This is a genomic window from Nocardia nova (assembly GCF_002933465.1).
Taxonomy (GTDB): domain Bacteria; phylum Actinomycetota; class Actinomycetes; order Mycobacteriales; family Mycobacteriaceae; genus Nocardia; species Nocardia nova_B.
Window position 1 is genome coordinate 97,635 of sequence record NZ_PSZE01000012.1, and the last position, 19,955, is coordinate 117,589.

The following is a 19,955-nucleotide window of genomic DNA, read 5'->3' on the forward strand; positions in this document are numbered from 1 at the left end:
TCCTAGTGGGCATGCGTCAGTTCGGGAGCGGCGCCGGGTGCGGTCAGGCGAGATCGGCCGAGCAGCGGCAGCACTTCCTCGCCGACCCGGTAGGCCTCTTCCAGATGTGGGTTGCCGGCGAGGATGAAGGCGTCGACACCGAGGTCGATCAGCTCGTCGAGGCGCTGGGCGACCTGTTCGTAGCTGCCGACCAGGCCGAAGGCGGGTCCGCCGCGGATGAGGCTGAAACCGCACCAGACGTTGGGTTGCACCTCCAGATCCCGGTAGCCGGTGATGGTTTCGGGGACCCAGCCTTTGATCCGCGCGGCTCCCACCGAATCGCCCTGCGCGGCGCGGTTGGCGGCCTCGCGGTCGACGAAGGCCCAGCCCTTGCGGATCTCGTCCCAGGCCGCCTCTTCGGTATGCCGGGCCAGGATGTCGATTCGGACCGCGAATTTCGGTGTGCGACCGATCTTTTCGGCATGGGCGCGAACGCCGTCGAATTTGGCGCGCAGGTCGCCGAAGGGCTCCAGCCAGGACAGGTAGTAGTCGGCGTGGCGTCCGGCGGCCTGCACCGCGGCGCCGGAGGACCCGGAGAAGTACACTTCCGGGAACGGTTGCCCGGCCAGGCCCGGCGGCAGAGCGGCGGCCTCGGTGCGGAAGAACCGGCCGTCGTGGGAGTAGGGCCGCCCGTCCCACACACCGCGCAGCACATCCAGGAATTCGCTGGTGCGGGCGTAGCGGTCGTCGTGGGAAACCTTGTCGCCCCACCACAATTGGGCCGGGCCGCCGCCACCGCTGATGATGTTGTAGACGAGCCGCCCGCCGGTGGCGCGCTGCAGACTGGCCGACATGCGCGCGGCCTGCACGGGGTGCAGGAAGCCCGGCTGGAAGGCGACCATGAAGCGGTAGGTGGTGGTCTCGCGGGCCAGGGCGGCGGCGAAGGCCCACGGATCCTCGGTGACCGGAAACGAGGGCAGCAGTCCGCCCAGGAATCCGGCGGATTCGCTCGCCCGGGCGACGGCGGCGACGTGATCGATATAGCTGTACCCGTCGAGTTCACCGCCGCGGACGGCCGGGGCGATATTGCCCGGACCGTAGCCGCCGGCGTCGCCGCGGTTGTAGCGGCGTGGTGTGCGCAGCGAGGCGTGGTCGCCTTCCATGCCGATGCGCCAGTAGATGTCGATCGTCACAGTGCGACCTCCTTCAGGGTGCGTCCGGCCGGATCGGCCAGGAACAGCAGGTGCTCGCCGGCGCGGTGCACCTCCTCGATGTGCGGGTGTCCCGACAGCACGATGGTGTCGAAACCCGTTGCGGCATAGACCTGCAGCTGCCTTGCTACCTGCTCGTAGCTACCGACCAGACCGATGGCCTGCGGATACCCGAGGAGGTCGAATCCGGCCCAGCGGCCGTCGCCCAGGGCCAGCGATCGGGCGCTCAACCCGTCCGGGCGCGCCTCACGCCATTGCCGTTCCGCGCGCGCCCAGGCTTCGTCCTCGGTCTCGCGCGCGATGATCGGGAGCTCGAGTCCGGCGCGCACGGTACGCCCGGTCTCGCCGGTGCGGGCGCGCAATGCGGCCAGCTGTTCGCCCGGGCCGTCGGGGGATTCGGTGAACACGTGCACATCACCGTGACGGGCCGAAAGGTCCAGCGCCTCGGGTGAGGTGCCGGACAGGTAGACGGTCGGGAAGGGCAAACCCGACAGCACGCCGCGGAAACCGCCGTCGATCACGTCGTAGTAGTCGCCCGCGAAATCGAATCCGGTGCCCCGGAAACCGGCCGCCGGCACCGGATCCCGGTTCCACACACCGCGTGCGACGGTGAGGAATTCCGCGGCGCGACGGTAGCGGTCGGCACCGGACACCCGGTCGCCCCGCGAGCGCGCCTCCGCGTCGTCGGTGTCGACCGCCAGGCGCCAGCCCAGTCGCCCCGCCGACAGCCGCTGCAGGGTGACCGACACTTTCGCCGCGTAGACGGGAGTACCGAAGGCGGGCTGGAATTCGACGATCACCCGGCTGTGCCGGGTGGCGCGCAGGGCCCCGCCGGCCACGACCCACGATTCCTCGCCGAGCGGATCGTAGGGTGCGAGCACCCCGTCGAGTCCGGCCAGTTCGGCGGCGTCGACCACCTGGTGCAGGTCGTCGAAGGGGCCGAATCGGCCGGGCCGCACATCGGTGGGTTCGCGATCGGGCGCACGAACTCCCGTGCGCCCGCCCGCGGGGGTGGGCACCGGATCGCCGAAACCACCGCGATGCCGCAGCTCCGGGCGCGCGCGGCGGCCGTCACCGCGGCTGGGCAGCCGCCACAGGTATTCGGTCATGCCGCCGCCCGTCCCGCCGCGACCAGCTCCCGTGCCCGTGCCAGAGGTTCCGGCGCGACCCACGATTCGAGGTCGAAGTCGGCGGCGAGGAAGCCGTGGGTGTAGAGGAACTGCTTCTGCACGCCCAGCAGCTCGAGCCGCTCGTCGTCCAGACCGGGGTGCAGGCCGCGATGGAAGCCGTCACCGTAGGCGGCCACGACACCTTCGGGGCCGGACAGGGTTTCGCGTTGCAGCACCGCGCGGACGCCGTCGAGATTGTGCGCGGCCCAGTCGGCGGCGCGCAGACTCTGCGCGAGGAAGTCGATCACCACCTCGGGCCGGGTGTCGAGCAGTTGCTGATGCACGGTGATGGGGCGCGGGGTGCCGTTGTTGACGCGCAGCCGCCTGGTGTCGGTGGCATCGAGGTCCACTGCCACCCGCAGGCCGTGCTCGGCGGCGACCTCCTGGGCGCGTGCGCCCTTGACGTAGATGGCGTCGACCTCGCCGCGCAGCAACTCCTCCGCCCCCCAGGTGACGCGGCGGGCCCGCTGCTGAACATCGGTGCGCACCTGCGGATCCCGTTCGACGGCGAGTTCGACCAGGGTGACATCGGCGAGGGTCAGACCGCCCAGCCGCAGGGCGCTGGCGAAGCCGTGCAGCGCCATGGCGCGCGGGAAGCTGCGGGCCTGATCCTGTGCCCATGCCGGAATACCGATGCGCAGCCCGGCCAGATCGGCAGGGGTGCCGACCGGCGAATCCGGGCCGACCAGAATGGCCTGGGATTCGTCGATCCAGGTGAGGCCGATCAGCCGGGTGGGCGAGCCCGCGGCGCGGGCCGCCAGCGCGGGGACATTACCGCCTTCGCGTACCAGGCCGGGCAGCCCGTGGTCGAAGTGGAATCCGGCCAGTTCGGGCCCGGCGTCCTGCAGGACGCCGAAGGTGAGGCCGCTGCGCTGTGCGGTTTCCCCGAGCCAGCCCAGGCTGTGCGCCAGACCGCTGGCGGTCGGGACGGGGCAACGGGTGTACCAGAGGGTGTCGGTCATGAAATGCTCCGTGAGTTCAGGGGATTCGGTGGCTGCCGATGGTGTGGCCGACGCCGAGTTCGGCGAGCAGAGCCGCCTGGTAACGCAGGGCGGCGGGATCGGTCCGGTCGCGCGGCCGGGGCAGGTCGATGTCGATGTCGACGGCGAAGCGGCCCTGGTTCAGGACCAGGATCCGGTCGGCCAGCCGAACCGCCTCGTCCACGTCGTGGGTGACCATGAGCACCGCCGGGCGGTGCCGCTGCACCAGGTCGCCGACGAGGTCCTGCATCTGCAACCGGGTCAGGGCATCGAGCGCGGCGAACGGTTCGTCCAGCAGCAGTAGTTCGGGCTCCCGAACCAATGCGCGGGCGAGTGCGGCCCGCTGGGCTTCGCCGCCGGACAGGGTGCTCGGCCACTGCCGCGCCTTCCCGTCGAGTCCGACCTCGGCCAGGGCACGCAGGCCCGCTGCCCGGACTTGCTTGGAACGGCGTTGTCCGACAACCACATTCGCCAGGACCCGTTTGGACGGGATGAGCCGAGGCTCCTGGTAGACGGTGGTGCGGACGGCGGGTACCAGCACATCGCCCGCATCCGGAACCTCGAGGCCGGTGAGCAACCGCAGCAGCGTCGTCTTACCGGTGCCGCTGGGGCCGAGCAGCACGACGAACTCACCGCGGCGGATGCTCAGATCCACCCCGTCGAGAACGACCGTGTCACCGAAGGCCTTTCGCAGTCCGGCGATGTGCACGGCCAAAGGTGCGGCGGTGCGCGGTTGGTCCACCGCGGTCATCGGATCGCCACCTGCCCGCGCCACGGCATCGCGAAGCGTTCGATCAGCCGCACCACGCCGTCGAACAGCAAGCCCAGGACCGCGTAGAGCACGACGCACAGCACCATGTAGTCGGTGCGGTTGTACTCCTGCGCGAGGGTGACCAGATATCCGACGCCCTTGCTGGTGCCGACCTGTTCGGCCGCGATCAGGCCGGTGATGCTGATGGACAGGCAGACCCGCAGCGCCATCAGGATGCCGGGCAGCGCCGACGGCAGGATCACCTCGAGCACCAGGCGCGGGCCGGTCAGCCCGAAGCCGCGGGCAGCCTCCACCACCTTGCGGTCCACATTGCGCACGCCGAGATAGGTGTAGGCGTACATGGGCGCGACGATGGCGACCGCGATGAGCAGTACCTTGTACACCTCGTCGATGCCGAACCAGGCGATGAACAAGGGCACCAGCGCGAGGAAGGGGACGGCACGCACGATCTGCATCGTCGAATCGACCAATTCCTCACCGAGGCTGGTCAATCCGGCCGCCAAGCCGAGCAGCAATCCGGCCGAGACCCCGAGCAGCACCCCGAGCCCGGCGCGGACGAAGGAGGCGAGCGCGAAATCGACCAGCTGTCCGTTGTTCACGAGTTCGGTGAACGCCGACCAGACCTTCGGCGGGCCGGCCAGCACCTCGGGCGACAGCGCGCCGGTCGCCGACCCGATCCACCAGCCGGCGAAGATCAGTACCGGCAGCAGCAAGCGCAGGGGCAGCGAAAGCCATGCGGGCCTGCGTTTCTCGATCCGGCTGCGCGGCGGGCCGAGCCGGCCCGCCGATGCGGGGGAAGCGATGACGGCGGTCATATCAGCGGCCCGTCTTCAGCGCGGCCAGCTGGTCGGGGGTGAGCTTGGCCTTCAGGTCGTAGAAGATGTCGGCGGCGGTGATCTTCCGGCTGATCACGCCGTTGCCGGCGAACAGATCGACCACGTCGGCGAGGTCGGCGGCATCGGAATCCAGTGGTAGCCGCGGAACGGTGGCCTCGCTGTCCACCCGTATCGCATCGGCGAGCCGGGCGCCGGTCAGCGCGCGCGGGCCGGTCTGCTCGAAGACGTTCTCGAATGCGGACGGATTGTCGTGCTGCGCAACGGTCAGCCCCTGCAGCACCTCCAGGTACTTGGCGGCGATCTCCGGGCGCTTGTCGAGGATCTCGGTGCGGAAGACCACCACGGTGTTGTCCTTGGAGCCGATGCTCTGCTCGGTCGCGATCTCCACGCCGCCGTTGGCCTTTGCCTCCTGATAGGGCACCAGGAACGACGCCCAGGCGTCGACCTTGCCGGTGGCGAAGGCCGAGGCGGCATCCTTCTGCTGCAACGGAACTCGCGTCACCTGGTCGGCCGGGACGCCGGCCTGGGCCAGGGCCTTGAGCAGGATGTACTCGCCCTTACCGGCCGGATTCACCGCGACGCGTTTGCCGGCCAGGCCGGCCACCGAGTGGATACCCGATTCCTTGGTGGCGATGATGCCGCTCTGATCCTTCCCGGCCGGATCCTGCACCGCCACGATGCGGACCGCCACATCCTTCGACAACGCGCCCACCACCGGGCTGAACGCGGCTCCGGAGACGTCGAGTTGCCTGGTGTTGAACAGCTTGAGCATGGAGCTGAAACCCGGTGTCGTGTTGACCCATTCGACCTTGGCGCCCAGCGGAGCCAGGGCCTTGTCGAACGTGCCGTCCCGTTTGGCCACGGCGAGCGGGCCCGCGTTGCCCGGATCGGCCACCTTCAACACCAGCGGCGATCCGGTGCCCGATTCGGTCGCGGATCCGGAGCCACACGCCGCGACCAGAGCGACGACGGGGGCGAGCGCGAGCGCGAGTCGCCAACCGTGTGGCCTGCGCGTGCGGAACATCGTGGAGCACCTCTTCCGAATCGTGGACCGAAGTCGATTGATCTCCAGCCACAGTAGGGACGCACGGGTCTCGATACGAGGTAATGCTTTCCGAGGATCGGAAGGCTTGACGCGAGGGGCGCTTCGGGTGTATTTCGGCTCGGAGCCCTCTGTACTGGGCGATCAGGTTGTTCAGCGCAACTTTTCGCGCACCGTGATCCGAACTCCGCGCCGGAGAGCTTTCCGGATAATGGAATAGATCGGGCGATGACGGCCGAATTCCTGTGTTACGGTCCCCGTCGTGGAAGCCTCCGGAGTGCAGACCGTCACCCGCGCGCTGTCGGTCCTCGACTGTTTCCGCGACGGAGACGAGCACGGCGTGTCGGAAGTCGCCCGGCAGCAGGGACTCGCGGTCAGCACCGCCCATCGCCTGCTCGCCGCACTGGTGCAGGCCGGCTTCCTGGAGAAAGACGAGGTCTCCAGTCGCTATCGGATGGGCGGCGCCCTGGCCGAATACGGTCAGATCGCCTACCGGCAGCACCGCATCTACCTAGCTGAACCCAGTCTGGAACAACTGGCGGCGACCACCGGGGCCAGTGCTTCGGTCGCGATCCGGCACAGTATCCATGCCGTCCTACTCGGCACCAGCCGCTGGCGGGAAACCGACGGGCACCGTCTCATGGGCGTCCGGCTGCCGCTGCACGCCAGTGCCCTGGGCAAAGCGCTGCTCGCCTGGTCGGCGACCTCCGACGATTTCCTCGCCACGCTCACCTACGACGAGGGCACCGCCCGTTCCGTCTCCACACCGGCCGAACTCCGCGCCGAACTGGATCGCACCCTCGCTCGCGGTTATGCCTACAACGACGAGGAGCTCGACCCCGGCTTCCGGACCATCGGTCTGCCGATTCTCACCGGCGACGGCGACTGCCGCTTCGCTCTCGGTTTGCGCGGGCCCGCCGAGCTGATGATCCCGGAACGGCTACCCCTGCTCGTCGAACTGGCCAAGGTGACGGCGGCCGACATCGCCACGCGGTTTCGGGCCGGGTGAACGGATCTTCCGGATCGGCTGCCGACCCGCCCCGAGAGCGCTATCGTCGCTGCGAGGTCGCGTTTGCCTATTGGTTGCCGGACGTGTGAGCGCGCCCGCCGGCGCAGCGATGAAGGGACAGCCATGAGGATCACCCGTTTCGCGAAAGCCGTTTCGATCGTGTACGCGCTGATCGCCGGTTTCGTCGTGGCCGCAATCGGACCCGCGAACGCTCAGACCATGCCGACGATCGTGCTGGTACACGGCGCGTTCGCCGACACCACCAGTTGGGATGCCGTCGCCGGCGATGTGCGCGAGCGGGGGTATCAGGTGGTGGTGCCCGAGAATCCGCTGCGCGGACCGGCCTACGACGCCGCGGCGGTCGAGAAGACCGTCGCCGGGATCTCCGGTCCGGTCGTCCTGGTCGGCCACTCCTATGGCGGCGCGGTGATCACGAACATTCACAATCCGAACGTGAAGGCGCTGGTGTTCGTGGCGGCGTTCGCGCCGGCGCAGGGCGAGCCGGTGGCTCTGGCGTTGGATCCGATCCGTTTCCCCGGCAGCCAGCTACTGCCGCCGGCATTGCAGATGAAGGTCGTCGACGATTCGAGCAACGCCCTCGGCCGCAACCTCGACGCCTACATCGCCGACGCCTCGTTCCATCAGGTATTCGCCCCCGATGTCAGCGATGCCATGGCCGCTACCATGCTTGCCCACCAGAAATCTCTCGCGGTGGCGGCGAATGTCGAGCCGTCCGGATCGCCCGCGTGGTCGAACACGCCCAGCTGGTACTTGGTCTCGGCGAACGACACCGTGATCCCGCCCGCCGCGCAGCGGTGGATGGCGGGCCGGATCGGCGCGCACACCAGTGAGGTGCAGGCGTCGCACGTCGCGCTCGTCTCCCAGCCGGGCGTGGTGGCCGATGTGATCGCGTCGGCGGCCGCGGCGACATAGCCGCGGCGACATAATTTGTCAGCGCTGTTTGCGCTGACGCTCCCGGAGCACATGGGAACGCAGGCGGGAGAATCCTTTGACGCGCACGCTGCGTAGGTGACGAAGGGAGAACTCGGTGTCGCCGGCCAGGGCCGCGGCCGCGCCGTCGTCCACGAGAACCGTGCCCGGACGCGCGACACCGGTCAGCCGGGCGGCGGTGTTGACCACCGTGCCGTACAGATCACCGAAGCGGGTCAGCACAGAGCCGTAGGCCAGGCCCACCCGGATCTGGGGCATCTCCGAAATCTTCTGTGCCGCTCGGTCGATCGCTACGTGCAGGGCCAGCGCGATGCGCGCGCCCCGGTGCGGATCGTCGACGGCGAACATCACCTCGTCGCCGACGTTCTTGATCACCCACCCGCCGTGGGCGGTGATCGCCTCGGTGGTCGCGGTTTCGAAGGCTTCCAGCAGATCGGTCAGCTCGTCGGGGTCGAGGTGCCGTGACAGCCGGGTGTAGCCCGCCATATCGGCGAAGCCGACGAGCAATTGCCGTGCGGCGCCGTCGGATTCGAGAGACCGGCTCAGCGCCGCGGCCAGATGCCGCCGCCAGGCGTACTGCTGCAGGTCGGTGAGCACCTCGATGGCGTGGGTGGTGGCCTCGGCATCGGTGCCGGCGCCGAGTTCGCGGGTGATCAGGTCCGCCTGCCATTCGGCCAGCCGCGCCATCGACTGGCCGAGGGTACGGGCCGCGGCAATCTGGTTCTGCTCGTTGACATTCGAGGCCGGGCCCAAGGCGCAGAAGGTGCGCACCGCCGCGACGTCGGCGTCGGTGAACGCCTCCTCGTCGTCGCTGGCCGCGGCCGGGAAGCCCAATGCGATCCACAGTTTGCGGGCGCTGTCGACCGAGACCCCGGAAAGCTCGGCGACCTGAGCGCGGGTGTAGCGGCGGGGACCACCGAGGAGAGTTTTTTCGACCACCGCGTCGACCACGTCGGCCGGCTCACCAGACTCGCTCACCCGGCAAGTACAGCACATACGGCACGGATGGCGCCGCCGTCGTTCGGACGGATTCGACCGAAATCTCTTGTTTGATCGTCCGAGCCACGGATACCCAGGGCGGCATGGTTCATACGGAAGCTGCGGAGACGATCATGAGCACCGACACCACTGCTGCCTCGCCCCGTTGCGCGACCGCTCGCGACGACGGTGGCCGCAATTCCTATGACGGAATCGAAGATTCCTTCCGTGCGCTGGCCGAACTCGACGCCGCCGATCCGCGCCGGGCTCGGCTGCGGGAGCAGATCATCGCCGACTGCATGCCGCTGGCCGCGCATATCGCCCGCCGGTACGAGGGCCGCGGCCAGTCGCGGGAGGATCTGCGACAGGTCGCCAATCTCGCGCTGGTGCTGTCGGTGGACCGTTACGACGTTTCCCGGGGCGCACCGTTCCTGGGCTTTGCCGTGCCGACGATCATGGGGGAGGTGCGGCGTTATTTCCGCGACAGCGGGTGGGCGGTGAAGGTGCCGCGCCGGATGAAGGAACTGCGCGCCCGCATCTCCCAGCACAGCCTGGTGCTGTCGCAGCAACTCGGTCGCGAGCCCAGCAGCCATGAACTCGCCCGCGCCCTCGACGTCCCGGTCGAGGAGATCGTGCAGGCCACCGTCGCGGCGAACAGCTATCTGTGCGACTCGCTCGACGAAACCCAGTCCGCCGCGAGCGGCAGCCCCACGCCGCTGGGTGCCCGGCTGGCGGTCGACGAACCGCGCTACGAGCTCACCGAGGATGCCATCACGGTGAAACCGCTGATCGAGGCCCTGCCCGAGCAGGAGCGCACGATCTTGATCCAGCGCTTCTACGAGAACAAGACCCAGTCCGAGATCGCTGCGCTGCACGGTATCTCGCAGATGCAGGTCTCGCGGATCCTCGGCCGGGTTCTCAGCGGTCTGCGCGACCAGGCGCTCGCCGAACCCACGCGACCCCGGCACCTGAGCGCGGTGGCGTAAACCGGCGCGCCGGCTTCCAATTTGCCGGTTCCGTACTCGAATGCCCGGAGCTACGGCCATGATCGGTAGGGTGTGCCGGCTCTAGACCGCAGGGCCGGTTCGTTTTCTCGGCGAGAGAGGTCGGGCCGATCGATGGCTGAGACTCCAGCGGTCACCACCGCCCCGTGCGCTGTCGGCGCTCCCGGACTGTTGCTGCGCATCGACGAGGTGATGCGCCGCCACGCCGGTCACACCCTGTTCCGCATCGTCACCGCGATCATCGGCCCGGTGCACGCGGTCCCGGATTATCTGACCTTGCACGCCGAAGCTCGCCACTCCGCTGGCGTGAGTGGATGCCCAGCGGCCCCGCCGATGCCACGGCCGGGCGAAAGCCGTGCATCGGCGGGACGCACGGCGCTAGGCGAAGTTCTCCGTGATGTAGTTCGCCGCCGCGGTCGTCCACGTCACGTCGGTGCCAGGCATGGTGTGCGCCGGGTACAACACGTGCTGGCCGTCGGGATACGGGGTGAGATAGCCGATCACGCCGTTGACTGTCGTGGCGAAGCGTTGCAGGTTGGCCACCGGATTCGACATCAGGAATTCCAGCAGCTGCGCGAAGATGAGATAGCTCGCGTTGCCGAAGCGCGCGCCCTCGACGAACGAGAACGGCGCGATGCCCACGTCGATGATATGAAGCGGCGAGTCGGCCGGAGACGCGGTGATGATGTCGCCCGGGTTCGCGTACTCCCGGGTGGCGACCGCAGCGGGCCAGGTGCCGTGCTGTCCGTGCAGGCCGTACGTCGTGGGCGGGCACAGGTTGTTCACCGAATCGCCGGCCTTGCGCAGGGGGTTGGCGATGAACACGGCGAAGGCGATCTCGAGCGGGCTGCCGTCGGTGTTGGTGTACTCACCCGAGGCCACCCCCTCGAGGATCCGGCTCGCGCAGATGCCGCCGAGCGAATAGCTCAGCAGCGCACAGACATTCGGCGACTGCGCAATCGCCTCGACACCCGCGGCGATACCCAGCCGGACCGAGGTGTCCAGCGACGGCCCCCACAGATTCGGATCCGGCCCGACGGAGGCGGGCCAGTCGGGTTCGAAGAAGCTGAAGCTGTCTGTCGAGAGCAGATCGGTGACCGCGGCCAGCATGCCCGCGGGGCTGCCGTCCGCGTTCCGGGGCTCTCCGGTTCCTCGCAACGTGATGATGTCGATCATCGGGTTCTCCTTGCCCGCGACGAACTTCGACGGATCTTCCACGGTAGGTCCCGAACCGAGTACGGTCGGGTGTTGTGAAAAGAAGGCGGATGGCGTGGTGGTCGCTCACCGTGGCTGTGGCTGTGACCGCGGCTGTGGCTGTGGTCGTTACCGGCTGCGGGTCGGACCAGTCGGCGCCGGACACTCCGAATACGAGCACGGCCCCGGCCTTACACGTGGGTTCGGTACCTTCCGACGATGGTACCCCGTCCACCCGTGCTGCGAATGCCGTTGCGGCACAATGCCGGACATCGGATCTCGCGGCCGCGTTGGGACCCGCGAACGCCGCTGCCGGAACTGTCGCGTTTCCGATCGTGTTCACCAACAACGGGTCCGGCCCGTGTGTCCTCGAAGGTTTCCCCGGCGTCTCCTACGCCACCGGCCCCGATAGTGCACCCGTCGGCACTCCGGCCGCCCGCGAGGGAACCGCGTCCGGCCCGGTCTCGCTGGCGGCCGGCGGCCAGGCGTCGGCGCTGGTGTTCGCGGTCGACGTGCACAACATTCCGGCCGAGCAGTGCGGACCCGTCGACGTGCCGGGGCTGCGAATCTACCCGCCCGACAACACCGCATCGCTGTATCTCGACCATGCGGCGACGGCGTGCGGTAACGGACAAATGACTACGCATCAGCTGCGGGTGCGAGCCCTCGTACCGGGCGCCGAGGGGCGGTAATTCGATCATCGACGGGTTTCGTTGGGGGACCGTCGATTACGACGCGGTCACGAGAACCGCACTATCGATGACGGGACAGGCGTAGCCTCGGACAATGAGATAGCCACCCACTCGAAACCCGGTCCTGCCGAGGACCGGTCGACTCTTGGAGGGGAATATGGTCGATTCCCTTTTCGCCGACGTGTCCGAGTTCCAAGTGCCGGTCGACGACTCTTACCCGTATCAGATCTTCTCGTTCCGTTCCAACGACGGGACCTATCAGGACCACAACTTCTATTCGAACTATTCCTGGGCGGCCCGGGCCGCCGATTCCGGACGCATCGCCTGCTTCATCGTCTACTTCTATTGGCGGCCGAACTGGCTCGATACCGTCGACACCCACCGGAGCATGGTCGGTCAGGCGGGTGGCCCGCATCCGAAGATGATCGCGATGATCGATGTGGAATCGGGCGGCAACCCCGGTGGGGATCAATCGGACGGAATCAACCGCGCCTACTGGCGGCTGGCCGATTGGCTCGGCTCGACCCGGCGGGTCATCGGCTACGCCAACCGGCCCGACTTCGACAACATGTGGCCGGTGCGCCCGGACGGCCTCAACATGATCGGCGCCGGTTACGGCAGCAACCCCGATCTGCCCGGCCAGATCGCGCACCAGTACACCGACGGTCAGGGCTACGGCGGCGGCCTGCCCGAGGGCGCTCCGCCCTTCGGCAATTGCGATATGAACTCCGCCGACGGCTTCTCACCGGAGGATTTCGCCAACCAGGTCGGGGTCGGCACGGTGGCACCGGATCCGGTGACCGACATGTGGATTCAGTTCATGGGGATCGGCGGCAACGGCTGGCCGCAACTGGCCGGCCATACGCTCGTCGACGGTGTCGCCAGCGTGGGGCAGACCCTCGGCCTGCCGGGCTTCGCGGCGCCGCCGGGCCCCACCCAGGTGCCGCTGCCGCGTGACTCCGACGGCCGCATCCGCGACGAGTGGATCCAGATGCGCGGACTGCAGGGCACCGGCTGGCCGCAGCTGGGCGGCTGGTCCCTGGTCGACGCCATCGCGGCCATCGGGCAGAAACTCGATATCCCCGGCTTCCAGCCGCCCAACCCGTAAAGCCCCCGACGGAGTATTCGCATGCCGACAATCGCCAGTACGAACGGCCGCTTCTTCGTGATCATCGACTGCGTGCCTCAGGTCCGGGCGGCGGCGACAGCGGCCGCCGCGGGCGGCACCCTCGCCGCCCTCACCACCGCCGCGGCCGCCGAGATCGCGTTTCCGGAGGGGGCTTTCGCCGACGTGGCCACCTGCGCCACCCCACAGGCCGGGCCGACGGCCTGGTTCGCCACCTTCAACGGCGGGGTCCCCGACGGCTGCGTTTATGCCATCGATCTGACCACCGGGCAGGTGTGTGCCGAGAACGCCAACCGGGCCGCGGCATGGACCCGGTTCGTGCTCGCGGCCCCGGCATGAGCCGGCGATGGCGACGCATTGGGGGACTCCGCTCACCGGGTACACCGGAAGTACGGCGAGACAATTCGGTGTAGGCGGCACCGATCTCGGAATCCCGTACGACCGAGAACGTTTCGCGCCGGGCGGGTCGGGATTCGTCTTCGGTGACACGTTCACCGGTGACAGTCAGGGGTCCGGCACCTGGCTCGGCTCGCCGGTGTTGCTGTTCGGCTCGGACCTCCCGGACGCCACCACCACCTTCTCCGCGACACCCGATGGCGCGCAGGCGCGCCAGGCCCTCACCTACGCCCACAACACCGACAACGGCTACGGGGTGGAGGTCAGCCGCATTCCCAACGACGCGTTCGTCGATCCGAACGGGCGGACGTGGCTGACCTACACCAGTGTTCACGACTGGAGCATCCCCGACGATCGCTACGGCGCGTTGTTCTGTGGGCTGGCCTACTCCGACGACGACGGCGCGACCTGGACCGATAACGCGGCCGTCTGGCTCAACGACGGCAGTGACGGCTACGACGGCTGGAGTCCGTACATGATGCAGTCGTTCGCCGGCATCGGGAACAACAACGGCGACGGCTATCTGTACATCGTCTCGAAGGAGTGGGGCCGCAGCCACAATCGCAACGGCCCGATCCTGATGCGGGTGCCGTGGCAGCAGATCGCTGTCCGCGCCGATTACGAATACTGGGGCTACGACGGTTCGGCGTGGCGGTGGGGCAATCCCACGCCCACGCCGCTGTTCGGCGGTATGGGACCGATCGGTGAGGTGAGTGTGAAGAACATCGCCGGTACGTGGGTCATGTCCTACTTCGACGTCGTCGGCGCCTGCATCTCGACCCGCACCGCACCGGCCGTCGATCGCGTCTGGACGGCGCCGAAACGGCAGATTGTCGCCTCCGCACCGTGGTGGCAGTTCTGGGTCCGCACCTTCCCGCAACTCTACGGTGGCTATATCCACCCTCGGTCGAGCTCACCCACCGACATCACTCTCTATGTCTCCCAATGGAATACCACCACGAACAGTCCGTATTGGGTGATGCAGTTCGACGGAATCACACCGTAGCGGCCGGGGCAGTGCGGAGGGCGACCCGCGAGCATCGCCTTCGCCGCGGCGCGCTGGTCGGCGCGGGGGTATCGAGTTCGGCGATGCAGATCTGACGCAAGCTCCGCTTCGCCGCGCGGGTGTAGCGCGTCGACCCCGCGGCCGGCTCGCATCCGTGCGAGCCGGCCGCTGCGCTGTTCGCGTCCCTCAGCGCGACGACCAGGGCGCCGCCGCCTTCTTCTCGGCCCACCGATGCGGATCGCCTTCGAGCTCGGTGCGATCCCACCGCCCCAATTCGGCTGCCGCCGCGTACGTTTCGCGCAGAAAGGCCGCCACCACGGCGTTCGGGTCATCCGCCGTCCGCACAGTTTCGTACGGAAGAACGAATTCCCCCAGCGCGGCGTCGTAACCCGCTCCCGGCACCTGCAGCTGCCGCTCGCGGTAGCCCTCCGGTTCGGGATACGCGTAGGCGTAGAACGCGCCTTCCTCGCCGCCGCCGGGCCAGAATCCGCAACTGCTGAGTTCGTGGGAATAACCCTCCACCATGACCCAATCAGCACAGTGCGGCGCACCGCCGCCGTGTTCCGGCGCGGTTCGCCCCGAAAACCGCGTATAGGCGAGATCCATTGCGCCCCAGAAGAAATGCACCGGACTGGACTTGCCGACATATCCCGACCGGAACTCGTTGAGCCCGCGATTCGCGTGCACGAGCTGCCGCCAGAACGCCCGCGCGGACTCCGGATCGTAAGAGGCGTGCCGGGTGTCCTCGGCGAACGGAATGGACGGATCGACCTCGTTGGGCCGTCCCTGAATCCGAGTCGGCAACCCCAGCTCGTCGAGCGCCCGCATGGTTTCGGCGTAGAACTGTGCCACGGTTTTCGGCGCGAGCGCCACACTGCGCGTATCGCCGCTGTCGGCGCGGATCACCAACCGATCCGCGAGAAAGTCGAATTCGATATCGAACAGCCGATCACCGTAGGGAATCGCCGGCGTCATCAACCCCCGCGGACTCACGACGAGAGTCACCTGCCACCAGTGATTCAACAACGGAGCATGCGCGAGCCGAACCTTCCCCACGATCTGCATCCACATATGCAGGGTCTCGCGCGTCTGCGCCCACTCCGCAACCCGCAACCGCGGCCATGTGCTGGGATTTGTTTCCGGCATATCGATGGTCCCTTCGTCGATACCTTCGACCCGGGGGTCTCGAGCTTTTCCGGTTTCAGCGGGCCGGGAGAGGTACAGCGGTTGTCCCGGCTACGGTAGCGCAACCGCGACGTAGGGCCGGCCGTCGACCGTGTGGTTCAGGGGCTATGGCGGTCGCCGTTTCTCGGCATCGAGTGAGCGACTGCGTCGGACGGCCACGCGTTCAGGAAATCGGCGATCAGGGGGTTGGTATCGGTCACGCGGGTTGCCGGGACCACGCGGACCGGGTCGACACCTTCGATGGGCACGGTCGTCAGGTCGGGGCGCAACTCGGGCCGCCGGTCGCCGACGGCCAGAATCAAGACCGCCCGCTCCTCTCGGCGAGCCGCAGGCCGTCGGCGGCGAAGGGCAGAGGCGCTTGGGCGACCAGAGCGTCCACCCGCCGGTCGGGGCGGGCATGGGCGTCGTTCCACTGCAGGTGGCGAGTGCGGATGCGAGCCGTGGGGTGCCGGCGCCGCAGTCGGCGCACGGCGGGTGTGATGATCAGGTCCTCGACGTACCCGATGGTGAGTTCGCGCGGGCTGGCGGCGTCGCGGGCAGCGAGCTCACTGTGATGAGCGGCTTTCAGCAGCGCCTGAGCCCGCGGAAGAAAGGCCCGGCCCGCTTCGGTGAGTCGGCTGCCCTGGGGCGTGCGGTCGAACAGGCGCCCCCAGATGTTGCTCGAGGCGCTGGATTTGACGGCTCAGCGCAGTTGTGACACCAGCTCGATCGCGCCTCGTCGCCGTCAGGCCAGGAATCCGCCGTCGGCGTGCACCACACTTCCGGTGACGGCGGCGGATTCGGGGGTGCACAGCCATGCGATGGTGGCGGCGACCTCGTCCGGTTCGAGGATGCGGTCGAGGAGTTGGTGGGCGGCGAATTCCTCGACGGTGTCGAGGTGGTAGAGGCGGGCGGTTTCGGTGAGCAGGGCGGTGCGGGTGGAGCCGGGTGAGACGGCGGTGGCGGTGATGCCGGTGCCGCGCAGGTCGTGGGCGAGTCCCTTGATCAGCCCGACGACGGCGTGTTTGGCCGCGTTGTAGCCGGAGAGGTGCCACATGCCGTGATGGGCGGCGGCGGAAGCGACGGCGATGAAGCGGCCGGTGCGGGGTTCGGGGCGTGCGAGCATGGCGGGGATGGCGACCCTCGCGAGGTTGGCGATGCCGTGGACGCCGATGTCGAACATGGGCTCCCAGTCGGAGTGGGTGGTTTCCCACAACGGCCGGCCGCCGGTCATGACGGCCGCGGCGGCGACGGCCGCGTCGAGTCGGCCGAAGCTCTGCAGCGCGACTTCCACTGCGTCGCTGAGGCTTTCGACGTCGCGCACATCTGCTTCGACGTCGACGATCCCCGCGTGCGCGGCCGCCACCGCCGCGAGCTGATCGCGGGTGCCGAGTGGGTAGCCGAGAGCGGGATCGTCGTGGCAGATGTCGACGGCCACGACGCGCCAGCCCGCAGTGGCGAGCCGGTGCGCCGTGGCGGCGCCGATGCCCCGGGCGGCGCCGGTGACGATGGCGACCGGGGCGGGGGTCATTACATGCCTCGGGTGAAGCCGTCGGGGATGATGAGGTCGTTGGGGGTGAGGTCGTGGATGGTGGAGTGGCCGAGTCCGTAGAGGGCGGAGTCGATGCCTTGGCGGATGACTTCGAGGACGTTGTGGACGCCTCGGTCGCCGGCGGCGGCCATGCCCCATAGGTAGGGGCGTCCGATCATGACGGCGTTGGCGCCGAGGGCGAGGGCTTTGACGACGTCGCTGCCGCGGCGGATGCCGCCGTCGAGCAGGATCTCGACTTGGCCGCCGACGGCCTGGACCACGCTGGGCAGCATGCGGATGGCGGCGGGGGTGGTGTCGAGGTTGTTGCCGCCGTGGTTGGACACGGAGATGGCGGTGGCGCCGATGTCGACGGCGCGTTTGGCGTCGTCGGGGCGGCCGATGCCTTTGATGAGTAAGGGGCCGTCCCACTGCTGGCGTAGCCAGGCGAGGTCGTCCCAGGTGACCGGTGGGGTGCCCATCCATTGGCCGTAGGCGCCGAAGAAGGTCGGGCCTTGCTGCCCGCGGGGGACAAGGTTGGGGGTGGTGAGGTCGGGGAGTTTCCCGGAGCGGGCGAAGCGCAGCAACCAGCCGGGTTTGGTGACGACCTGGGGTGCGAAACGCACCGCGGTCTTCAGGTCGATCTTTTCGGGCAGTGGGGGGCTGCCCCAGTCGCGGGCGGTGGCGAAGACCCAGTCGAGGGTGACGATGACGCCCTTGGCGCCGGCCTCGCGGGCGCGGTCGAGGCGGGCGGCCATGTCGTCTTTGGTGCCGAGCCAATAGATTTGGAAGAAGGTTTTGTCGTTGGCGGCGATGACTTCTTCGATCGGTTTGGAGCCGAACGACGACAGTCCGAGCGCGGTGCCCGACATGGCGGCGCCGCGTGCGACGCCGACTTCTCCGGCGGGGTCGACCGCTTGGACGCCGGTGGGGGAGCAGATGACCGGCATCGAGATGTCTTGTCCGAGGACAGTGGTGCTCAGGTCGCGGGTGGCGGGCAGGTCGGCGATGTGGGGGCGCAGGCCGAGTTCGGTGAAGGCGGCGGCGTTGTCGTCGAGGGTGGCGCCGGCTTCGGAACCCGCGAGCAGTGCGAGATACACCGCTTTGGGGACGCGCTTTTTCGCGCGGCGCTGGGCCTCGGCGACCGATTCGAACCAGTCACGGGTGCTTGCCATGAGAATCCTTGTGCTGAAAGTGAAGTGCGTACCGCGAGCCGTTGGCGTAACCCCTGCGACCGATAGTGTTCAGCAGTGGAGTAGGTAACCGGCAGGCCGGCGACAAGACTTCAGTGGTCGGATGGTGACGGAGGTCAGGTGAGCCCCGCCAGAGGGCTGGTGTCGCAGGCGCGATCGGGGGCGGTGGTCCGGCTGCGAGTCGGTATCCCGAGGGCGACCGTTCGACGCGCCGGCGCACTGCGGGAGTGGTTCTTGTCCGGCTGGGGTTTCGCGCCGACGCCGGCCAGGGCGAGTTCGGCGTTACCCTTCACACATTCCGGGTCGGGCCCGTCCAAAGGCAGTCCGGTGAAGAATTTGGCGGCCATGCATCCACCCTGGCAGGTGTCGTAGGCCGAACACGACGTGCAGGCGCCGCCGGTTTGCGGTTGCCGCAGTCGGGCGAACAGTTCGGATGTGCGCCAGACGGTGTCGAATCCGCCGGTGTCGCGGACGTTGCCGGCGAGGAATTCGTCGTGGATGGCGAACGGGCAGGCATAGACGTCGCCGACGGGGTCGACCAGGCAGACCACCCGCCCGGCGCCGCACAGGTTCAGCCCGGCGATCGGGGTGGAGCCCAGCGCGTTGAGGTGGAAGAACGAGTCGCCGGTGAGGACGCCTTCGCCGTGGGCGACGAGCCAGTCGTAGATCTGCAACTGCTGGTCGGTGGTCGGGTGCAGCTCGTTCCACACGTCCGCCCCGCGTCCGGAAGGCCGTAGCCGGGTGATGCGCAGCTGGGCGCCGAACCGGTCGGCGATGGCTTTGAATTCGTCGAGCTGGTCGACATTGTGGCGGGTCATCACGACCGAGATCTTGAAGTTCTCGAACCCGGCGTCGGCGAGGTTGCCCATGGCCCGCATCGCGGTGTCGAAGGATCCGGGTCCGCGGACGGCGTCGTTGACCTCCGCGGTGGCGCCGTCGATGGAGATCTGCACGTCGACGTAGTCGGTGGCCGCCAGCTGCCGGGCGCGTTCGGGGGTGAGCCGAATACCGTTGGTGGAGAACTTGACTCCCACGTGGTGGGCGACCGCATAGTCCAGCAGTTCCCAGAAGTCGCTGCGGACGGTGGGTTCGCCGCCGCCGATGTTGACGTAGAAGACCTGCATGCGTTCGAGGTCGTCGATGAACGCCTTGCATTCTTCGGTCGACAGCTCGCGGGGGTCGCGGCGGCCCGACGACGACAGGCAGTGCTCACAGGCCAGGTTGCAGGCGTAGGTCAACTCCCAGGTCAGGCAGATCGGGGCGTCGAGACCGTGTTTGAAATGTTCGACCAGTTTCATCGGTGATCCTGTTCGTCCGGGCCGGCGGGGCGCGCGGTGATGGTGCCGGCCTCGAGCAGCCCGGCGAGCGCGCTCAGATAGCGGGGGCGTTCGGCGTCGGCGACCCCCGCGGCCGCCAAGGCGGCGACCGCGGAGGGTTGCTCGGCCAGGCCCTGCACCACCGCTACCAGCTGGGGTGTTTTCAGAAACGACAGCCGGCGGGTTGTGAAGTCGTAGACCAGCGCTCCGAACGGCTCGGGCCGCAGCGAGATCGAGGGCGCGAGCCGATAGGAGCCTGCCGGGTCGAAGACGTCAGTAGACACCGCACATGCCATCGATCGACACATCCTCGACGAGCAGGTCGTCTTCGACGAGCGCGTCCTCGCCGGGGACTACTGTCTGGCTGGTGATGGGTTCGTTCATGACCGCTCCTTGGGGTGGGATCGGG

General features: G+C 68.4%; 22 protein-coding genes. 7 read left to right on the forward strand and 15 right to left on the reverse strand.

Annotated elements, in window-relative coordinates; genetic code table 11:
• Positions 1–2 precede the first annotated feature (2 nt).
• From C5E41_RS16735 to C5E41_RS16760, 6 genes are read right to left on the reverse strand one after another with little or no spacing between them, the layout of a single operon-like run.
• A complete protein-coding gene (locus tag C5E41_RS16735) occupies positions 3–1,172 on the reverse strand; it encodes an LLM class flavin-dependent oxidoreductase (protein ID WP_104376754.1) in 1,170 nt (389 codons plus the stop codon).
• Positions 1,169–2,299 (reverse strand): LLM class flavin-dependent oxidoreductase, encoded by a 1,131-nt coding sequence (locus C5E41_RS16740; RefSeq protein ID WP_104376755.1) that lies wholly within the window; start codon positions 2,297–2,299, stop codon positions 1,169–1,171. Before C5E41_RS16740 ends, C5E41_RS16735 begins: the two co-directional genes overlap by 4 nt.
• Positions 2,296–3,321 carry an ABC transporter substrate-binding protein gene (locus tag C5E41_RS16745; protein ID WP_104376756.1) on the reverse strand — a complete coding sequence of 342 codons (1,026 nt, stop codon included), beginning with the start codon at positions 3,319–3,321 and terminating at the stop codon, positions 2,296–2,298. The genes C5E41_RS16740 and C5E41_RS16745 overlap by 4 nt, the downstream gene beginning before the upstream one ends.
• 16 nt (positions 3,322–3,337) lie before the next feature.
• A complete protein-coding gene (locus C5E41_RS16750) occupies positions 3,338–4,090 on the reverse strand; it encodes an ABC transporter ATP-binding protein (protein ID WP_104376828.1) in 753 nt (250 codons plus the stop codon).
• A complete protein-coding gene (locus C5E41_RS16755; RefSeq protein WP_104376757.1) occupies positions 4,087–4,926 on the reverse strand; it encodes an ABC transporter permease in 840 nt (279 codons plus the stop codon). The genes C5E41_RS16750 and C5E41_RS16755 overlap by 4 nt, the downstream gene beginning before the upstream one ends.
• Before the next feature lies 1 nt (position 4,927).
• Positions 4,928–5,971 carry an NrtA/SsuA/CpmA family ABC transporter substrate-binding protein gene (locus C5E41_RS16760; protein ID WP_104376758.1) on the reverse strand — a complete coding sequence of 348 codons (1,044 nt, stop codon included), beginning with the start codon at positions 5,969–5,971 and terminating at the stop codon, positions 4,928–4,930.
• Positions 5,972–6,251: 280 nt separating this feature from the next.
• Between C5E41_RS16760 and C5E41_RS16765 the strand changes: the two genes are divergently transcribed.
• On the forward strand, positions 6,252–6,998 hold the full coding sequence (locus C5E41_RS16765; protein ID WP_104376759.1) for an IclR family transcriptional regulator: 747 nt from the start codon (positions 6,252–6,254) through the stop codon (positions 6,996–6,998).
• Between the two features lie 123 nt (positions 6,999–7,121).
• Positions 7,122–7,931 carry an alpha/beta hydrolase gene (locus tag C5E41_RS16770; protein WP_104376760.1) on the forward strand — a complete coding sequence of 270 codons (810 nt, stop codon included), beginning with the start codon at positions 7,122–7,124 and terminating at the stop codon, positions 7,929–7,931.
• An 18-nt stretch (positions 7,932–7,949) separates the two neighbouring features.
• On the opposite strand, the gene C5E41_RS16775 is transcribed toward C5E41_RS16770, so the two are convergent.
• On the reverse strand, positions 7,950–8,927 hold the full coding sequence (locus C5E41_RS16775; protein WP_439956439.1) for an adenylate/guanylate cyclase domain-containing protein: 978 nt from the start codon (positions 8,925–8,927) through the stop codon (positions 7,950–7,952).
• A gap of 134 nt (positions 8,928–9,061) precedes the next feature.
• Here C5E41_RS16775 and C5E41_RS16780 point away from each other — a divergent pair, with 134 nt between their 5' ends.
• Entirely contained in the window at positions 9,062–9,913 is an 852-nt protein-coding gene (locus tag C5E41_RS16780) for a SigB/SigF/SigG family RNA polymerase sigma factor (protein WP_104376829.1), read from the forward strand.
• A gap of 396 nt (positions 9,914–10,309) precedes the next feature.
• Here the strand turns inward: C5E41_RS16780 and C5E41_RS16785 are convergent, their stop codons facing one another.
• Complete coding sequence (locus C5E41_RS16785; protein WP_258081023.1) at positions 10,310–11,149, reverse strand: hypothetical protein; 840 nt, start codon at positions 11,147–11,149, stop codon at positions 10,310–10,312.
• Between the two features lie 47 nt (positions 11,150–11,196).
• On the opposite strand from C5E41_RS16785, the gene C5E41_RS35120 reads away from it, so the two are divergent.
• The 4 genes from C5E41_RS35120 to C5E41_RS16805 all read left to right on the forward strand — a co-directional run bounded on the left by C5E41_RS35120 (position 11,197) and on the right by C5E41_RS16805 (position 14,345).
• A complete protein-coding gene (locus C5E41_RS35120) occupies positions 11,197–11,817 on the forward strand; it encodes a DUF4232 domain-containing protein (RefSeq protein WP_104376762.1) in 621 nt (206 codons plus the stop codon).
• Between the two features lie 157 nt (positions 11,818–11,974).
• A complete protein-coding gene (locus tag C5E41_RS16795; RefSeq protein ID WP_439956440.1) occupies positions 11,975–12,925 on the forward strand; it encodes a hypothetical protein in 951 nt (316 codons plus the stop codon).
• 21 nt (positions 12,926–12,946) lie between these two features.
• Positions 12,947–13,282, forward strand: coding sequence for a hypothetical protein (locus C5E41_RS16800; RefSeq protein ID WP_104376763.1), 336 nt, complete (start codon positions 12,947–12,949; stop codon positions 13,280–13,282).
• Between the two features lie 7 nt (positions 13,283–13,289).
• Complete coding sequence (locus C5E41_RS16805) at positions 13,290–14,345, forward strand: DUF4185 domain-containing protein (RefSeq protein ID WP_104376764.1); 1,056 nt, start codon at positions 13,290–13,292, stop codon at positions 14,343–14,345.
• 186 nt (positions 14,346–14,531) lie between these two features.
• On the opposite strand, the gene C5E41_RS16810 is transcribed toward C5E41_RS16805, so the two are convergent.
• From C5E41_RS16810 to mftA, 7 genes are all read right to left on the reverse strand, one after another.
• Positions 14,532–15,491: a DUF5996 family protein gene (locus tag C5E41_RS16810; protein WP_104376765.1), complete on the reverse strand. Its 960-nt coding sequence runs from the start codon at positions 15,489–15,491 to the stop codon at positions 14,532–14,534.
• Between the two features lie 137 nt (positions 15,492–15,628).
• The gene (locus tag C5E41_RS16815) at positions 15,629–15,832 is read right to left on the reverse strand and encodes a hypothetical protein (RefSeq protein WP_104376766.1); all 204 of its coding nucleotides are present in this window, start codon (positions 15,830–15,832) and stop codon (positions 15,629–15,631) included.
• Between the two features lie 422 nt (positions 15,833–16,254).
• Positions 16,255–17,040: a mycofactocin-coupled SDR family oxidoreductase gene (locus C5E41_RS16825; RefSeq protein ID WP_104376768.1), complete on the reverse strand. Its 786-nt coding sequence runs from the start codon at positions 17,038–17,040 to the stop codon at positions 16,255–16,257.
• Positions 17,040–18,212 carry a pre-mycofactocin synthase MftD gene (gene mftD, locus C5E41_RS16830; protein ID WP_104376769.1) on the reverse strand — a complete coding sequence of 391 codons (1,173 nt, stop codon included), beginning with the start codon at positions 18,210–18,212 and terminating at the stop codon, positions 17,040–17,042. Before mftD ends, C5E41_RS16825 begins: the two co-directional genes overlap by 1 nt.
• A 134-nt stretch (positions 18,213–18,346) precedes the next feature.
• Positions 18,347–19,528, reverse strand: coding sequence for a mycofactocin radical SAM maturase (gene mftC / locus C5E41_RS16835; protein WP_104376770.1), 1,182 nt, complete (start codon positions 19,526–19,528; stop codon positions 18,347–18,349).
• The gene (gene mftB, locus C5E41_RS16840) at positions 19,525–19,830 is read right to left on the reverse strand and encodes a mycofactocin biosynthesis chaperone MftB (protein ID WP_258081024.1); all 306 of its coding nucleotides are present in this window, start codon (positions 19,828–19,830) and stop codon (positions 19,525–19,527) included. Before mftB ends, mftC begins: the two co-directional genes overlap by 4 nt.
• Complete coding sequence (gene mftA / locus C5E41_RS16845) at positions 19,820–19,930, reverse strand: mycofactocin precursor MftA (protein WP_104376772.1); 111 nt, start codon at positions 19,928–19,930, stop codon at positions 19,820–19,822. Before mftA ends, mftB begins: the two co-directional genes overlap by 11 nt.
• Positions 19,931–19,955 lie beyond the last annotated feature (25 nt).

Coding starts and splice junctions, on each gene's coding strand:
- C5E41_RS16740 (WP_104376755.1), bottom strand. CDS start 2,299: ATGACCGAATACCTGTGGCGGCTGCCCAGCCGCGGTGACGGCCGCCGC.
- C5E41_RS16780 (WP_104376829.1), top strand. CDS start 9,062: ATGAGCACCGACACCACTGCTGCCTCGCCCCGTTGCGCGACCGCTCGC.
- C5E41_RS16825 (WP_104376768.1), bottom strand. CDS start 17,040: ATGACCCCCGCCCCGGTCGCCATCGTCACCGGCGCCGCCCGGGGCATC.
- C5E41_RS16810 (WP_104376765.1), bottom strand. CDS start 15,491: ATGCCGGAAACAAATCCCAGCACATGGCCGCGGTTGCGGGTTGCGGAG.
- C5E41_RS16795 (WP_439956440.1), top strand. CDS start 11,975: ATGGTCGATTCCCTTTTCGCCGACGTGTCCGAGTTCCAAGTGCCGGTC.
- mftA (WP_104376772.1), bottom strand. CDS start 19,930: ATGAACGAACCCATCACCAGCCAGACAGTAGTCCCCGGCGAGGACGCG.
- C5E41_RS16745 (WP_104376756.1), bottom strand. CDS start 3,321: ATGACCGACACCCTCTGGTACACCCGTTGCCCCGTCCCGACCGCCAGC.
- mftD (WP_104376769.1), bottom strand. CDS start 18,212: ATGGCAAGCACCCGTGACTGGTTCGAATCGGTCGCCGAGGCCCAGCGC.
- C5E41_RS16755 (WP_104376757.1), bottom strand. CDS start 4,926: ATGACCGCCGTCATCGCTTCCCCCGCATCGGCGGGCCGGCTCGGCCCG.
- mftC (WP_104376770.1), bottom strand. CDS start 19,528: ATGAAACTGGTCGAACATTTCAAACACGGTCTCGACGCCCCGATCTGC.
- C5E41_RS16750 (WP_104376828.1), bottom strand. CDS start 4,090: ATGACCGCGGTGGACCAACCGCGCACCGCCGCACCTTTGGCCGTGCAC.
- C5E41_RS16800 (WP_104376763.1), top strand. CDS start 12,947: ATGCCGACAATCGCCAGTACGAACGGCCGCTTCTTCGTGATCATCGAC.
- C5E41_RS16770 (WP_104376760.1), top strand. CDS start 7,122: ATGAGGATCACCCGTTTCGCGAAAGCCGTTTCGATCGTGTACGCGCTG.
- C5E41_RS16805 (WP_104376764.1), top strand. CDS start 13,290: ATGGCGACGCATTGGGGGACTCCGCTCACCGGGTACACCGGAAGTACG.
- C5E41_RS35120 (WP_104376762.1), top strand. CDS start 11,197: ATGGCGTGGTGGTCGCTCACCGTGGCTGTGGCTGTGACCGCGGCTGTG.
- C5E41_RS16760 (WP_104376758.1), bottom strand. CDS start 5,971: ATGTTCCGCACGCGCAGGCCACACGGTTGGCGACTCGCGCTCGCGCTC.